This is a genomic window from Polaribacter marinivivus (assembly GCF_042651285.1).
Taxonomy (GTDB): Bacteria; Bacteroidota; Bacteroidia; order Flavobacteriales; family Flavobacteriaceae; genus Polaribacter; species Polaribacter marinivivus.
Genome location: NZ_JBHSCY010000002.1, coordinates 446,069 through 462,882 on the forward strand (window position 1 = coordinate 446,069; position 16,814 = coordinate 462,882).

The 16,814-nt window shown below is 28.7% G+C and carries 14 protein-coding genes; 7 read left to right on the forward strand and 7 right to left on the reverse strand.

Annotation, left to right across the window (positions count from 1 at the left end; genetic code table 11):
• Window positions 1-10: 10 nt before the first annotated feature.
• Window positions 11-823 carry a DUF1853 family protein gene (locus ACFOWD_RS10120; protein WP_377410262.1) on the reverse strand — a complete coding sequence of 271 codons (813 nt, stop codon included), beginning with the start codon at window positions 821-823 and terminating at the stop codon, window positions 11-13.
• Between the two features lie 56 nt (window positions 824-879).
• Here ACFOWD_RS10120 and ACFOWD_RS10125 point away from each other — a divergent pair, with 56 nt between their 5' ends.
• Genes ACFOWD_RS10125 through ACFOWD_RS10140 form a run of 4 tightly spaced genes read left to right on the forward strand, consistent with a single transcriptional unit; the run spans window position 880 to window position 3,719 of the window.
• Window positions 880-1,554 carry a DUF2461 domain-containing protein gene (locus ACFOWD_RS10125; protein ID WP_377410264.1) on the forward strand — a complete coding sequence of 225 codons (675 nt, stop codon included), beginning with the start codon at window positions 880-882 and terminating at the stop codon, window positions 1,552-1,554.
• Window positions 1,554-1,949 (forward strand): acyl-CoA thioesterase, encoded by a 396-nt coding sequence (locus ACFOWD_RS10130; protein ID WP_377410266.1) that lies wholly within the window; start codon window positions 1,554-1,556, stop codon window positions 1,947-1,949. The genes ACFOWD_RS10125 and ACFOWD_RS10130 overlap by 1 nt, the downstream gene beginning before the upstream one ends.
• A 28-nt stretch (window positions 1,950-1,977) precedes the next feature.
• Window positions 1,978-3,099, forward strand: coding sequence for a DEAD/DEAH box helicase (locus ACFOWD_RS10135; RefSeq protein WP_377410268.1), 1,122 nt, complete (start codon window positions 1,978-1,980; stop codon window positions 3,097-3,099).
• Window positions 3,099-3,719, forward strand: a complete 621-nt coding sequence (locus tag ACFOWD_RS10140; protein WP_377410270.1) for a trimeric intracellular cation channel family protein — start codon at window positions 3,099-3,101, stop codon at window positions 3,717-3,719. Before ACFOWD_RS10135 ends, ACFOWD_RS10140 begins: the two co-directional genes overlap by 1 nt.
• Window positions 3,720-3,769: 50 nt before the next feature.
• Here the strand turns inward: ACFOWD_RS10140 and ACFOWD_RS10145 are convergent, their stop codons facing one another.
• Window positions 3,770-7,018 carry a S41 family peptidase gene (locus ACFOWD_RS10145; RefSeq protein ID WP_377410272.1) on the reverse strand — a complete coding sequence of 1,083 codons (3,249 nt, stop codon included), beginning with the start codon at window positions 7,016-7,018 and terminating at the stop codon, window positions 3,770-3,772.
• 86 nt (window positions 7,019-7,104) lie between these two features.
• Here ACFOWD_RS10145 and ACFOWD_RS10150 point away from each other — a divergent pair, with 86 nt between their 5' ends.
• Window positions 7,105-7,563: a MaoC family dehydratase gene (locus tag ACFOWD_RS10150; RefSeq protein ID WP_377410274.1), complete on the forward strand. Its 459-nt coding sequence runs from the start codon at window positions 7,105-7,107 to the stop codon at window positions 7,561-7,563.
• Window positions 7,564-7,612: 49 nt separating this feature from the next.
• Here ACFOWD_RS10150 and ACFOWD_RS10155 read toward each other — a convergent pair whose 3' ends face one another.
• Window positions 7,613-11,020 (reverse strand): amidohydrolase family protein, encoded by a 3,408-nt coding sequence (locus ACFOWD_RS10155; RefSeq protein ID WP_377410276.1) that lies wholly within the window; start codon window positions 11,018-11,020, stop codon window positions 7,613-7,615.
• An 85-nt stretch (window positions 11,021-11,105) separates the two neighbouring features.
• Complete coding sequence (locus tag ACFOWD_RS10160; protein ID WP_377410278.1) at window positions 11,106-11,522, reverse strand: hypothetical protein; 417 nt, start codon at window positions 11,520-11,522, stop codon at window positions 11,106-11,108.
• A 117-nt stretch (window positions 11,523-11,639) separates the two neighbouring features.
• Here ACFOWD_RS10160 and ACFOWD_RS10165 point away from each other — a divergent pair, with 117 nt between their 5' ends.
• Window positions 11,640-12,086: a hypothetical protein gene (locus ACFOWD_RS10165; protein ID WP_298993182.1), complete on the forward strand. Its 447-nt coding sequence runs from the start codon at window positions 11,640-11,642 to the stop codon at window positions 12,084-12,086.
• A gap of 6 nt (window positions 12,087-12,092) precedes the next feature.
• Complete coding sequence (locus ACFOWD_RS10170; RefSeq protein ID WP_298993179.1) at window positions 12,093-12,293, forward strand: helix-turn-helix transcriptional regulator; 201 nt, start codon at window positions 12,093-12,095, stop codon at window positions 12,291-12,293.
• Window positions 12,294-12,343: 50 nt separating this feature from the next.
• On the opposite strand, the gene ACFOWD_RS10175 is transcribed toward ACFOWD_RS10170, so the two are convergent.
• From ACFOWD_RS10175 to ACFOWD_RS10185, 3 genes are read right to left on the reverse strand one after another with little or no spacing between them, the layout of a single operon-like run.
• On the reverse strand, window positions 12,344-13,744 hold the full coding sequence (locus tag ACFOWD_RS10175) for a TolC family protein (protein WP_377410280.1): 1,401 nt from the start codon (window positions 13,742-13,744) through the stop codon (window positions 12,344-12,346).
• A 32-nt stretch (window positions 13,745-13,776) separates the two neighbouring features.
• Window positions 13,777-15,141: an HlyD family secretion protein gene (locus tag ACFOWD_RS10180; protein ID WP_377410282.1), complete on the reverse strand. Its 1,365-nt coding sequence runs from the start codon at window positions 15,139-15,141 to the stop codon at window positions 13,777-13,779.
• Window positions 15,142-15,143: 2 nt separating this feature from the next.
• On the reverse strand, window positions 15,144-16,811 hold the full coding sequence (locus tag ACFOWD_RS10185) for a peptidase domain-containing ABC transporter (protein ID WP_377410284.1): 1,668 nt from the start codon (window positions 16,809-16,811) through the stop codon (window positions 15,144-15,146).
• Window positions 16,812-16,814: the final 3 nt, after the last annotated feature.

The following is a 16,814-nucleotide window of genomic DNA, read 5'->3' on the forward strand; positions in this document are numbered from 1 at the left end:
CTTTTTTTGTTTACCACCAAACTAAAAAACATTTTAAAATTTCTCCATTTTGCTGTTTAACCCAGAAAAGTGGAGAAAATTTTCTTTCTAGGTAGTTTTTTGATGATGATTTAAAATCATTATAATTTAACCATTCTACATTTTCATGAGGTTTTATTAACCAATCTTTTTTATTTGGGATGTAGAATTTACAATTTATAAAATCTTGTAGCTCTTTTGTATTTAAATAAAATCCGACAATACAATCATTATTTAGAGTAGTTAATTTGATATTTTTATTGTTAAAAGGTAAAAACAATTGTGCTTTAAAATAAACTTGTTGTTTTATATTATTTGTGTCTATTTTTTGATTTTTTAAATAAGTTAAACAAGTATTAGAGTAGAGAAGTGGAAGCTGTTTCTCTTTCAATTTTGTTAATTTTTCAATAAGGCTGTCTTTTCTGTTGGGTCCAATAAAATGTTCAATTTCATTGTTTCCAATAGTTTTATCATACAAATAAAACTTATATACTATTTCTAAATGTATGGTAGAATCATTTCTTTTTAAAATACAATCTAGTTCGCCTAAAGTTCTTTTATCTTTTTGAATTTGAATGTTTTCTAATAAAATAGTACAATCTTTTTCTTTTGATATTTGAAATGAAACAAAACGTTCTATATATTTCCCTAAACGTAACTTTTCATCAATAATAGTATCAATTTTTTTTGATTTTGCTGTTATATAAAATTGCTTTAAATCATATGCGATATCATTTTTCCACAAACTTTGTGTTTGCAAAAAACCATCATATCTTTTTTGTAAATCTTTATTTTTTTGATGCATCTAAAAATCTAATTTACAAATCAATTTTGTAAATTGAACATTTAAAGAAATTATTCATGCAAATAGAAAATTCTACTTTTCAGTTTTTAAAAGATTTAAAGAAAAATAACAATAGAGATTGGTTTGCAGATCATAAACCAATATATACAAAAGCTCAAAAGAACGCAAAACAAGTATTTGCAGAAATACATAAAAAATTGCAAATGCATGATCAAATAGAGAAATCTAAAATGATGCGTATTTACAGAGACGTTCGTTTTTCTAATGATAAAACTCCTTATAAACCTCATTTTGCAAATTCGTATTCTAGATTGGGTAAAGAATTAAGAGGAGGTTATTTTTTAAGAATTAGACCTGGAGAATCTTTTTTAGCTGGTGGTTTTTGGGAGCCTAATAAAGAAGACTTATTTAGAATACGAAAAGAAATAGAACAAGATGCTTCAGAAATTCGAGAAATTTTAAAAGATAAAAACTACATAAAACATTTTGGAGGTAAATTCGAGAGTTTTTCTGAATTAAAAACTGCTCCAAGAGGTTTTGATGCAGCTCATCCAGATGTAGATTTGTTACGCAAAAAAGGGTTTATAGCAACTAAAAGCTTTACAGATAAAGAAGTATTATCTGAAGATTTTATTGATAAAGTAGATGAGAGTTTTAAAGCTTTAAGACCATTTTTTAATTTATTTAGTGATATTTTAACTACCAATTTAAATGGTGAAAGTATATTGTAATGATGCAAAAATTTTCATTAGAACTTACAATACAAAAAGAAGATATAGATGATTTAAATCATGTAAACAATGCTGTTTACGTTAAATGGATGAATGATGTTGCCAAAACTCATTGGACATTGTTATCAAAAAATCATGATTTAGATGATTATATTTGGGTAGTTAGTAGACATGAAATTGACTATAAAAGTGAAGCCTTTTTTGGAGATAAAATCACTGCTAAAACTTGGGTTGGAGAAACTAGAGGAGTAACATCAGAGCGTTTTATAGAGTTTTATAAAAACGAAGTTTTATTAGCAAAAGCAAAAACCATTTGGGTTTTATTAGATGCTAAATCATTTAGACCTGTAAGAATTAGAGAAAACATTCTAAAAGTATTAGAACCATTCAAATAAAAGTATCTTTGCAAAAAATTAAGATACTATGTCAACATTTGCAGCCTTAGGTGTTCGTAAAGATTATATAAAATCAATTAAAGAGATTGGAATTTCTAAACCTTCAGAAATTCAAGAAAAAGCAATACCTATTTTATTAAAATCTAAAACAGACTTTATTGGTTTAGCACAAACTGGTACAGGAAAAACTGCTGCATTTGGCTTGCCTGTTTTACATCAAATAGACGCAAAATCAGAAAATATTCAAGCGCTAATTTTATCACCTACAAGAGAGTTGGTGCAACAAATTAAAAAACAACTATTTAAGTTTACAAAATACGTAGACGAACGTATCTTTTTAGAAGCTGTTTTTGGTGGAGAAAAGATTGATAGACAAATGAATAACTTAAAAAGAACGACTCATATTGTTATTGCAACTCCTGGTAGATTAATAGATTTAATTGAAAGAGGAGCAGTAGATATAAGTCATGTTAAAACAGTTATTCTTGATGAAGCTGATGAAATGCTGAGTATGGGTTTTAAGCAAGATTTAAATCGAATTTTAAAATTCACAACAAAATCTGATCGAAAAACTTGGTTGTTTTCTGCGACAATGCCAGAAGAAATTAAACGTATTGTAAAAACCTATATGGATGCAAATGCACCAAGGATTGAAATTAATAAAAACACATTAGTAAACGCAAATATTAGACATCAATTTACAAGAACAACTTTAAAAACTAAGGTAGATGATATTGTTACTTTTTTAGAAAAAAGACAATCTCAAAGAGGTATTATTTTTTGCAGAACAAAAGCAGGTGCTCAAAATTTGGCTAAACAATTAATTGAAGAAGGTTTTTCTGCAGCTGCCTTAGAAGGAGATATGCAACAAAAAGAAAGAGATAAAGTAATGCGTGCTTTTAAAAACGAAAGTTTACAATATTTAATTTCTACAGATGTTTCTGCAAGAGGAATAGATGTAAAAGAGTTAGAGTTTGTAATTCATCATCAATTACCAGAGCAATTAGAATATTATACCCATAGAAGTGGTAGAACTGCAAGAGCAGGAAAATCTGGTACTTCTTTAGCCTTTATTTTGCCTAGTGAAATTGAGAAAATTCATCAAATACAAAAAGAGTTACAAATTAAATTTACAGAAGTTACAGTCTAGTGGAATTAGTTTATATTTTAGATATTTTAGGAACTTTAGCATTTGCTATAAGTGGTGCTTTAGTAGCTTCTGACCAAAAATTAGATTTATTTGGGGTTATTATTATTGCTTTTGTAACAGCTGTTGGTGGTGGTATGTTACGTGATGTTTTAATTAATGCTCACCCAATTAATTGGATTGGTGATTTAAACTATTTATACGTAATTTTTATAGCAGTTTTGCTAACCTTTCTTTTTAAAAGTAAAATTTTGCCCTTAAGTAAAACGTTGTTTTTATTTGATACTGTTGGTATTTCTGTATTTACTTTGTTAGGTTTACAAAAAGGTTTAAATTTTGATTTACATCCATTAATTGCTTTAATTATGGGAATGATTTCAGCTGTATTTGGTGGAGTTTTAAGAGATGTTTTAACGAATAAAATTCCTTTAATTTTTGAAAAAGAAATTTATGCTTCTGCATGTTTAGCAGGGGGTATTACTTATTTATTACTGAAGAAAACACCAATAACAGATAATTTAAATTTTATTGTTTCTGCTTCTGTAATTATTACAATTCGATTAATAGCTGTAAAGTTTAATTTAGAATTACCTAAAGTTAAAGACGATATATTTGGAAAATAAAAAAAGGAGAAGTGATAAACTTCTCCTTTTAGCTTGCTATTCTAAAGCTATTAATTTACGTCTTTGAGTAATTCTCTGATAGAACGTAATAATTGCTGATCTATTCCATTATCTATTTTACCAGGCATATTTTTTACTTTAATAGTTGGTTCTGTTTGGTTGTTTTCCATCCATTCACCTGCTTTGTTTTTAGCACTTACAGGAACAACACCCCAATAACCTCCATTAGGTAGACCTTCCCAACCTGCAAAACTACAAGTTCCAGGTACTGGCATTCCAACTGTTTTACCAATTTTTAAATCTGTATATCCTTGTGCATAACAATGACCATCAGAATAATTACTTTCATTAAACATTGTTAACGTTGGTTTTGTCCATCTAGAAGTTGGTTCTCCACCAACAACTTTTGTAGCAGTTGCATAGGTTATAAAAGGTTCACCTGTAAAAAACATAGCTAAATCTGCAACTAAATCTCCACCACTGTTAAAGCGTGTATCAACAATAACACCTTTTTTGTCAAAATATTTACCCATCATATCTTGATAGATGCTTCTATAAGGACCATCACTCATACCAGGGATATGTACATACCCTAATTGACTATTACTTTCTTTTGCCACTTCTTTCTCATTTATTTTAACCCACCTATCATACAATAATCTATTTTCTGCTCCAAGAGAAATTGGCTTAACAGTAATAGTATTAGTGTTTTTTGTTTTTGGATCATAAATTTCTAACAAAGTAAAATCACCCACTTTTCTATTTAAATATTTTGCGATATCCTGATTTTTATCAACTGTAACACCATCAATTTTTTTGATAATCATTCCTGCAGAAATTGTAAACTTGGCTTTATCTAAAGGACCTCCTTTTATAATTTCATCTATCAAAATACCATCATCTTTATGATTATAATTCATAAAAATTCCTAAAGAAGCTGTTGCATCTGGATTAGACACAGAACCGCCTCTAAATCCTGCACCTGAATGAGAAACATTAAGTTCGCCTAACATTTCTGAAAGCATTTCTGAAAATTCATATGCATTACCAATATGAGGTAAGTATTTGCTATACTCTTTTTTCATTTTATTCCAATCAATTCCATGAAAAGTTGGTTCGTAAAAAATTGCATTTGTACGAATCCAAACATGATTAAACATGGCTTCTCTTTCAGCTACTTCATCAAAAAGAATTTCACCTTTAATATTAACAGATTCTCTTTTTTTAGCTTCAGGATTTAATTTAGAAATTCTACCACCACTTAAAAGGTATAAGTTTTTCATTTCTTTATCCCATTCTAAACTTCCACCACCAACATTTAATTTCATTAGCATTTTAGTTTCGCGAGTTCTTAAGTTAGTACTCCATAGATTAGAACGACCTTCGAAACTTGATAGGTAATAAAGATAATCTCCTTTTTTAGAAAGCACAGCATCACCCAAACTAGAAGAATGAATAGTCAATCTTTTGGTTCTATCTTTCATATTATCCCAATCGAAAATGAGTAATTTTTCTGTTTTTACAGAATCCTTCTTTTTAGCATCACTTTTTTTATCAGACTTTTTCTTGTCGTCTTTCTTTTCTTTCGCTTTTTTCTTTTTTTCTTCTTCTTTTATGGCTTGCATTAATTTGTAGTCTTCATCACTTAAATTAAATTCATCCCAAGCATCTTGAGTAAAAAACATACTATAAACGTCACTTTGAGAACGACCACTTGTTGCATACGATTTTAAACCATTTCTGTTACTAAACCATAACATTTGCTTACCTCCATTAACCCATTTTGGAGAATAGTCATAATATCCACTCTCATTTAAATTAATTCTTTTTGAACCATCTGCAGCCATAAGTAATACTTCACTGTTACTTAAGGTTTTGCTCCAATCTACCAATAACCATTTGCTATCAGGACTCCAAGTAAAGTATTTATCTCCATCTCTCATATGAAATAAATCTTTTGGTGTAAGTAAAGTAACTTCTTTTTTAGAGTCGATATCTTTAATTTTTAGTGTTCTTCTTCCTTCAATAAAAGCTATTTTTTTTCCATCAGGTGAATATTGTGCTAAATAATTATCTAATTTATTTTCTATTAAAGGTTCTTCTTTTATTAATGTTGATGCGTAGAAAAAAGGTTCTTCTTTTCTAACTTTTTCAGTTTTATAAACAGACCATTTTCCATTTCTTTCACTGCTATATATTACAGATTCTCCTTTTGGACCCCAAGAAACAAAACGTTCGTTTTCTGGAGTATTAGTCAATCTTTTTGTAAATGATTTATCTACAGAAGTTACAAAAACTTCACCTCTAGCAATAAATGCAATTTCTTTTCCATTTGGTGAAATAGACATTTCATTTATACCACCATTAACAGAGATAAATTTATCTGTATTGTCTTTATCTTGCGTAACTATTGTTACCTTAACTTTTTTTGGTTTTTCTCCTTCTTTCATTGTGTATAATTCACCATCAAAGCCAAAAGAGAGTATACCATTGCCAATGCTTAAAAAACGAACAGGATGTAATTTAAAAGAAGTAACTTGTTCAACATTTTTAGGATTATTTATATCCATTTTATGAACATTAAATGTGCCACTTCTTTCACTTAAAAAGTAAGCACTTTTCTCATCTGATGAAAAAACAGGTTGTCTGTCTTCAGCAGTATGAGTAGTAATCATTTTATGTTCATTAGTTTTTGAATTGTACATCCAAATATCTCTTGTAATTGCAGAAGTATGGTGTTTTCTCCACTCATTTTCTCCTCCTTTTACATCATGATATAACATGATTTTGCCATCTTTAGAAAATTGTACAGATTCTGCTGGGATTGTAAAAATTTGCTGCACTCTTCCAGCATTTACAGGAACACTATATAATTCTGATTGTGATCTATGTGGGTATTGCCTGTGGTTTACATCATCTTGTCTTAAAGCTCCAAAAACAACTTCTTTGTCATTATTTGTAAATGTGTATGGGTTTTCGTCATTTGAATGAAAAGTTAGTCTTGTAGCTTTACCACCTTCAGCATTCATCACATAAATATCAAAATTTCCATATCTATTAGAAGCAAAAGCAATTTTACTTCCATCATTACTCCATACAGCCTTGTAATCATGAGCACTATGAAAAGTTAATTGCTGAGCTTTTCCTCCATTTGCATTAACTTTATAAATATCGCCTTTATAGGTAAAAGCAATTTGAGATCCATCAGGTGAAATTGATGAATGTCTCATCCAATTAGGATTTTCTTGGCCATACATTGACAAACAAATCAATGTTAAGAGTAAGGTAAATTTTTTCATTGTTTAAATTTTTTTCTAATTTACACATTTGCTAAATTAACTTTAGCAATTATCTATAAAAAATATAAACACAGTAAAATATAAATATGTTAATTTTTAAAAATTTAGAAGAGTTTAGATCTATAAAAGGTAAGGATTTACCAACTGGAGAATGGTATACAGTAACACAACAAATGATAAATGATTTTGCAAATGCTACTTTAGACAAACAATGGATTCATGTTGATGAAGAAAGAGCTGCAAAAGAGAGTCCTTTTAAAAGTACTGTTGCTCATGGTTTTATGTCTGTTGCAATGATTTCTAGAATGTTAGAAGAAATGTTTGTTGTTAAAAGTGTAAAAATGGGTTTAAATTATGGATTAAATAAAGTTAGATTTCCAAGTCCTGTTCCTGTAAACAGTGAGTTAAGAATGCATACTTCTGTAAAAGATATAGAAGATATTAATAATAACGGAATTAAGATTACATTTTCTTGTACTATAGAGATAAAAGGACAAGAAAAACCTGCATGTGTCGCAGAATTTTTAGCAGCATTATTTGAATAAATTTTTTAAGCATAAAAAAACTCTCATAATTTATGAGAGTTTTTTGCTTTTACTTTTTAATACCTGGCAAACCATCTGGCTTTTCTTGATGCCACCAAAACTTACTAGCTTTCTTTTTTCTTGGATATACTTCATCTAAATTATTAGCATCATACAAACGTCCGTTTTTCATAACATGTAAAATGGTATTCGTGTTTCTAATATTATCTAAAGGATTTTTATCAAGAATTATAAAATCTGCAAGTTTACCAACTTCTAAAGAACCAATATCTCCATCTAAACCAAGTGATTTTGCTCCTAAAATTGTTGCAGCTTTTAAGGCGTTCATTTCACTTGTTCCAGATGCAGTTGCCCACAATTCCCAATGATATCCTAAGCCTTGTAATTGTCCATGACTTCCTACACCAGTTAAACCACCAGCATTAATTAAATCTTCTACAAATTCTGCATGTTTGGTAAAAACATGTTCTTCATCCATAAACCAACCTGGTCTTCTTCTAGATTTACTTGCTAAATCTGTATATGGAGTAAAGTATTGTAGCTTTTTGTCATGATAAGGATTTTCTCTAGAATAGAAATAATTCTCTGCCCAAGGACCACCATAAGAAACTAATAGAGTAGGAGTATAAGCTATTTGAGATTCTGCAACAGATTTAATAATATCTTTATACAAAGGAGTTATTGGATAAGAATGTTCATGTCCAGGATAACCGTCTAAAATTTCTGTGATGTTTAATTTAAAATCTAATGCACCTTCTGTTGTTGGCATTAATTTTTGCTCTTTAGAAGCTTGTATTACCCACTGTCTATGTTGTCTATTACCAACAATGTACATTTTTATAGTATTCGTATTGTAGTATTTACTGTACTTTTTAATAGCTTCTTTAGTGTCTTCTAAACTTTTTAAATTATAAGCCCAATAACCTAATCCAGGACCTGTTGAGTAAGCTCTAGGTCCTAACATTTCACCTGTTTTTACTAAATCAAAATATGTTAAAACATCTGTTGTACCTGTTTGTGGATCTCTAGAAGCAGTAACACCATAAGCTAAATTTGCAGCATAAGAAAAAACTTGTTTTTTATGTATGCCAGCAAATGTTCTTAAATGTGAATGTGTATCTATAAAACCAGGAATAATTGTTTTTCCATTTACATCTATTACTTCAGCTTTTTTAGGAACTTCTAAACTACCTGATTTACCAATGGCTTTTATTCTATTATTTATAACTAAGATGTCACCATTTTCTATAACTTCATCACCATTCATTGTAATAATTCTAGCTCCTTTTAACAAAGCTGTACCTTCTGGAATATCTCTTTTAATAGCAACGTTTATATCTAACTCTATTGGTAAATACGTTTCTGCATCTTTATTTTTTTTAGCTGCTTCTTTATCTTTCTTTTCTTCTTCTTTTCTTTTATCATCAGGCATTTTAGCAAGTTCTTCTTTTCTTGCTTTCTTTTTGTCTTCTACTTCTTTTTCTAATTTTTTAGCATCTTCTAAATTATAACTAAAAAAAGCTTTTCCTAAAGACCAATGTACTGTTTTACCATCATTAGACCAAGTAGGGAACTCACCACCAAAAGTGGTTAGTTTCCAAGATGGAAAAGAAGCTGAATTTGGATTAGATACAGAAATTGTAGGAGTTTGGCCGTATTTAGGCACAGTAACTACATATACATCATTTGTAATTAAAGCCATAGCTTTATCTCCTTCAGGAGCCATGTAAACTTCTACAGGTCTTGATGCATTATTTCTTTCTTCTACAATATCATCATCTACATGTCCAAAGTCTACATTATCTTTATGAGAGTTTCCAAAAGTAACAATACCTGTAACACTTACAATTTTCTTTTCATCTGTTCCATCCCAACGAATTGAGCTTAATCCAGAGCCATTACTTAAATAAATTCTATTGTCATTTTTTACAAAATGTGGATTTCTTCTTCTATTGGTTTTCGTAATAAAGTTTATAGCTCCACCATCACTAGAAATCCAAGCTAAATCTTCCTCACCTGAAAAAGCACCTCTTAAATAGGCGTTTTTAAAACTTTGGGCACTTCCTTTAGTAAAAACAATTCTATTGGTTTTTGCATCCCAAACAGGCGTATTATAAATAGCAGAAGCATTAGTTAATTTAGTAGGTTTTCCTCCTTTTGAACTTACTTTATATAAATGGCCTCCATCTTCATCTGACCAAGTAGTATACACAATTTCTTTTCCATCTGGTGACCAATTAGGTTGTGTTTCTACAATATCCATTTTAGTTAACCTTTTTGGTTTACCATCTGGAAGTTTCATTACATAAAGTTTATTTAATGCATTAAATACAATTTGTTTTCCATCTGGAGAAGGTTTAGCATTTCTAATCTGGTTTGCAAACATATTTGGGTCATCAGATATAGGATATTTAAAATCTAATTTTGGTCCGATAGCTAATTCTACATTAACTTCAAAAGGAATTTCTATGGCAGATTCACCAGAAATAGGAATTCTATATATTTTACCTCCATAAGAAGCTAATATTTCTTGATTATCTGGAGTAAATGCCATTGCTGGTAATACTCCTAAAGACGCAACAGATTCTTGTTCATCTCTCTGAACAGGATATGCTAACCATTTTTCGTCACCAGATTGTAAATCTCTTAAAACTAAACCTGTTTTTTCTTCATATCTAGAACCATAAACCATGTATTTTCCATCGCTTGAAAGAGTAGGAGTAAATGCAGAACCATATCTTGAAGTAACTCTTGTTGATTCTCCTGTTTCTAAATCGTATCTTGAAATTTGATATTGAGGTAATTGTGCATTGTAATTCCAACCTCCATTTCTAGTTGAATAATAAATGTATTTATTATCAGGACTAAATACTGGCTCTATAGTTTTTAAGCTTGCAGGAGATTTTATTAATTGTGTTCCACTTCCTGCATCTTTATGATATAAATGTAATTTTAGATTTCTTTTCCCTTTTGCAGCCACTAGATATTCTCCATCTGGAGACCAAGCTATAGATTCTACAGCACCTCTTCTGTCTTTAGTAACCTGCCTTGTTTCTTTGGTTTCTAGATTCATAATCCAAATATTGTCATTACCACTTCTATCTGAAGCAAATGCAATGCTTTTTCCATCTGGACTATATGCAGGTTTTGTATCTAAAGCCAAACCATCTGTAATTCTTGTTGCTTTGCCACCAGAAAATGGAATGGTATACAAATCACCTAGCATACTAAAGATTATTGTTTTGTCATTTGGATTTATATCTAAAGAAAGCCAAGTACCTTCAGTAGTATTAAACTTTATCATTCTGCCACTTTCTAATGGCAAGTCTTTAAATTTTTCTTGTCCTGATAAAGAATCCTTTTTTTGTGAAAAAGTATTTATAGAAAATAAGACTAAACACAGTATTGGAATAAAACCAAGATTTACTAAAGAATATTTTTTTAATTTTAGTTGCATAGTTTATTGAGTTAGAGAGATTATTAATTTTTGAATTGTAAAAAAAAGCTGCTAAGTAAGCAGCTTTTTTAAGATTTAAGATTTTTTAATTTAAAATTCCATCTTCTGTACATTTTTTTGAATACCATATTAAAAAGATACAGAAAATAATAACCATAATTGGCATTATTACACTAGACAATTCTATTGTTGCTAATAAATATCCTTGTTGAATTATAGCACAAACTCCAGAAATCAAAAAGAAATAATAAGCAGTTTTTTTCCTAAATAACATTAATATACAAGCTAAAGCACCACCAAAAACAGCTAAAGCAAATAGTGCTGTATACCAAGCTGGATGTTCTATTAAAAATTCTGCTTGTTGTTCTTCTGGTAAAGCAGCAATTTGGTCTTCAGTTATAAATGCCATAAATAAATAGGCAGCTACACCCATTAAATTCCAAATAAGAGCAAGAATGCTAATAATCCAAAAAGGAGCCTTTGGTTTTGATTGATTTGTCATAATAGTTAGTTTTTTAATTGATTATATAAATATAGTTAAAATATTTGTTCAATTTAAAAATGTAAAGTATATTTGTCATTATATAAAATATATTTGTCTAATTGTAAAATAAATAAGATGTCAAAACAATCGATTTGTGATAAAGAAAGAAGTAGAATTGAAAAAATGAATAAATTTCAACTCGCTTATAAATACAAGAAAGTAGGAGTAGTAATTGCTGTTGTAGCTTTTGCACTTATGATTGCAAAGAAATTTGTGGACGAACCAGAATGGGTAAAACCTATTTTATCTAATTTTTTATTGATTGGTTTTTTAATTATCTCAATATCTAAAGATAAAATAGAAGATGAATATATAGATAGTCTTAGAGCACAATCTTATAGGTTAGCATTTATTTTGTCTGTTGTTTATTCATTAATTCAGCCTTTAATTAATTATTTCGTAGATGTTTTATTAAATGAAGAGCCTAAAGAGTTTTATGATTTTAGTTATTTTCAAGTACTCTTTTTTATGTTAGTAGTTCAAATTATGTTTTTTACTCAGATGAAACGTTTTAATAGCTAAAGAATCATGAAAAATACACTAAAAGTTCAACGTGCAATTTTAGATTTGACTCAAGATGATTTGGCAAAAAAGATAGGAGTGTCTAGACAAACAATAAATTCTATAGAGAAAAATAGATATGTACCATCAACAGTGTTAGCTTTAAAGTTATCAGCAATATTTAATATACCAGTAAATGATTTTTTTACACTAGATGAAGATGATTAAATTATTTATAGTAATTATAATTTATTTTTCTAAGTTATTAATGTTACTTTTTAATTGGCTATCGTAAATACTGCAGCTTTAAATAAATCTGCTTTAGAAGTAAAGAATTTATTTTCTAATTCAATTGCTTTAATTTTGGTTTCAATAAGTTTAGCTTCTCTATAATTTACAAGAAATAAAGAACTTTCTCCAAGAAAAAACTTACGCTCTTCTGCTTTTAAAAGCACACCATAATCATCAACAATACTTGTAATGTAATTGTTTTGTATTTGAAAAGAAGCAATTTCTTGCTGAGTTGCATTTACCTTATTTTTAATTGTAACTTTAGTTGCTTCATTCTCAAACTTAGCATCTTGTAATTTAATTTTAGCAAGTTTTAAATCACCTCGTTCTTTTCTTAAAAATAGTGGTAATTTAAAATTGATACCTGCTTTAAAGTTATCTACATTAAAAGAATTACCTTGTCTTGGTGTCTGTGTTAAAAAATTATATTGTACATCTAGTTTAGGTAGTAAGTTATTCATTTTTAACTTTCTATCTATATTAAGACTTTTAATTTTAAATTCTAAAGATTTTATTTTAGGATGATTTTCGATATCAAAATCTGCATTATTAAATAAAGCAATATTTAAAGTAGTGTCTACATTATTTAATGTTGCTACATCTGGTATAATGTTATCTTGTAACTCTACAGGAGTATTATCATTCAACCATAAAAAATTAGATAATTCTAGTGATGCTTTTACTAGTTTTATACGTGCTTTTTCTAAATTTAACTTTCTGTTATTTAGATTAATACCAGCTTCTAAAGTATCTATGGCTGGTTTGTCACCTTCCATAAAAGCTCTTTTAGTACTTTTAAATCGAAACTCAGCATTTTGTAAAAAGTTCTGATAAACTTCTTTTTCTTTATAGTACATCAACCATTTAAAGTAAGATAATGATGCATCATATAAAATATTATTGACTAATATTTGCTGATCTTCTTTTGCTTGATTAACAAAGAATTTAGCTCTTTTTAATGAAGCCATTCTTTTGTTAGTTAATAAACCATTTAATAAAGAAGCAGATACACCAGCTGCATATAATCCATCTGTTGGTACATTTGCTTCTGGATTTAAAAATAAACCGTCATTATTTTCAAAGTTAGCTTTAAACTCTAATCCATAATAGGTAGGTATTTTAAATGTACCATTTAGTTTATTGTAGTATTCTTTTTCCTTAAATTGTTTTTTGTCAAAGTCAACTTCAATTTTTGGATCAAAGGCACCCCTTGCTTTTAATAATTTAGCTTCACTTTCGTTAATTACTAAATTAGCTTGTTTTACAATAGGATGATAAGCTTTTACATACCCTAAATATTCAGACAAGGTCATTACAGATTCAACTTTTTCTTGAGCAGAAAGTTGATTAAGTATCAGTAAGAACAATATTAATAAGTATTTTTTCATCGATTTAAAAATCTTAAAAATGAACTACTATTTTATTTTTTCTTTTTTGCAGAAGATTTACCTTTTGCATCTCCATCTGGTTGATAATAATTAGGAGGAAAGCTATTTAACTGTCTCCATAATTCAAACCAAATTGGCACATCTTCTAGTAATGCAATTGTTTTAGCACCAGAACCAGCTCTAATATCTTTAGGCCATTCATGGTCTGTTTCATCTGGAGCTAATAAAATTCTATATTTTCCGTTTTCACTAATAAATCTTTCTATGGCAACAACTTTAGCACCATAAGTACCATAAGAAACATTAGGCCAACCACTAAATACAATTGCTGGCCAACCATCAAATTGTACACGTACTTTTTCACCTACGTGAATTAATGGTAAATCTATAGGTCTTACATAAGTTTCTACAGCTAAATCTATATTAGAAGGCATAATGCCCACTAATTCTTCTCCTTCTTTAAAAGTTTCTCCAATACCACCTTTAATAGCTCTGTTTATAAATCCATTTTGTGGAGCTTTTATGTATAATAAATTACTTCTAACTCTATAATTACTATTACTGTTTTCTAATTTTGATACTTGTACTTCTGTATCAAATAGTTTAGATTGAGCAGTAAATTGATCGCTTTGTGCTTTAGAAATCTTATCTACATATTGAGCCTTAATTCTTCCAATTTCTACTTTTGCGTTAAGAACTTCATTTCTTGCTGCTAGTAATTTATTTTCTTTTTGAATTAATTTAGCTTGTGTTTCTTGTAATTTAAGCCTTTTCTCTTCAACATCTTTAACTGCTTTTAAACCTTCTTTTTCTAAAGTTTGAGTACGTTCAAACTGTCTTTGAGCAATATTAATGTTAGTTTTAGCTGCTTCAAATTCAATACTATCACTTTGTACTTTTAGTTTAGATTGTAAAAGCTTGTTTCTAGCCATTTCTAGTTTTAAATCTAGCTCTTCATTTAGAGCTTTGATTTGTCTTTCTAAAGCATCGACTTTACCTTTATAAGAATTAACAGCAGCTACTTTAGAATTTATTTGCTGATTTGTTCTTTCTATTAATCGATCATCAAAATAGTCACTTTTAACTTCAGAAATTCTAAGTATAGTATCTCCTTTTTCTACATAATCTCCTTCTCTTACAAACCACTGTTCAATTCTACCAGGAATTTGAGATTGTATTGTTTGTGGTCTTTGATCTGGTGTTAAGGTAGTTACCAAACCTCTACCTGTTATATTTTGAGTCCAAGGTAAAAACAAGATAATTAATAGAATAATAGCAAAACCTAATAAAAATTTATTTAAGGCTTTATAATACTCTTTAGTAAATATTTTTTCTCCAGAAGTAAACTTTGTAATATCTACTTTTTTATGAATTTGATTCTGAGATATATTTAACATAGCTATTGGTTAACGTTTTTAATTTCTCCTTTATCTAAGGTTATTGTTGTAGAACATTTTGTTCTCCAACTTTTTTTACTACTCACCACAATTAATGCCCATGGTCTTTTTGTATCAGTTAAATAAGATATAATTTGTTTGGTCTCTTCTAGATTAAACTGATCTAATGGGTCTTCTAAAATCATAATCTTAGGTTGCTTAATGATAGCTCTTGCTAAAATTATTTTTTTAGCTAATGTATAAGACATTTGTTTTCCTTCTGGATTTATCTCTGTGTCTAATCCATTTGGTTGTTCTTTTAAGAATTGAGTTAAACCTACTACTTCCATAATTTCAAAAATGGTAGCATCTTTTATTCTTTCGTTTCCAAAAATTAAATTTTCTCTTATTGTACCTTCAAAAGGAGTTTCATCTGATAATGATAATCCTAATTGAGATCTAAAATGATTTAAATTTAAGCTACTTAAAGATAAATTATTTACATAAATATTACCTGATGTTGGCTCAATAACACCTGCTAATAAACGTAATAATGTAGATTTACCTGCACCACTTTCACCCATTACTAAAATTCTACTTTTAGGACTAATATTTAATGAGACGTTTTTAAGAATTGGTTTTTTTCTGTTTCCTACTTCATAAGAAACATCATCTAGTTCTAAGTTTAAACCGTCTTTAAATAATGGTTTTTCTCCTTCTTGAGATTCTAATTCTTTATCTACAACTTGACCAATTTTTTCAATAGACGTTAGCACATCATAAAAAGATTCTAAACCAACAATTAATTTTTCTACAGATTGTATTACCAATAAAATAATGATTTCTGCAGCAACAAATTGCCCAATATTCATTTCTTGGCTTAATACTAAAGCACCACCAATAAGTAATAAACTGGCAGTTACAACCACTTTAAAACCAATCATTTGAGAAAATTGTAATATTAAAATTTTAAAGTGATTTTCTCTTGCTTCTAGGTATTTTGTTACTAAAGCATCATTTTTAGATAAAGCCAAATTAGTGTTTCCAGATAGTTTAAAACTTACTACTGCTCTTGCTACTTCTTGTATCCAATGAGCTACTTTATATTTTATTTTAGATTCTTGTAAACTTGTTTCTAAACCTCTTTGAGCAGTAAATTTAAATACGATAATAATTAATACTAGTAACAAAAGACCAAATATGATAAAGAATGGATGGTAAAATGATAAGAGAATTAATGCAAATAAAATTTGTAGAACTGCAGTAGGTACATCAATTAATATTTTAGACAATCCTTTTTGAATAGTTAATGTATCAAAAAAACGATTAGCTAATTCTGGTGGATAATAATTACGTAATTCATTCATTTTAATTTTTGGAAAACGATAACTTAATTCAAAAGAAGATCTCGTAAAAATTCTTTGCTGAATGGTTTCTATTATTCTTAATTGCATTAATTGTAGAGCACCAGAAAATACAACTCCTATAGTTACTAAAACAACCAGTACAATCCATGAGGTAGAAACTTGTGCTCCTTGTATTAAGTTTATAATAGCTTGAATACCAAGAGGTAAGGTTAGTGATACAAAACCTCCAAATATGGCGTAATAAAATATTTGAAATATATCTTTTTTCTCCAATTTTAACAACCTAACAAAACGTTGCCAAGGAGTTAGTTTAATATTTTCCATAGT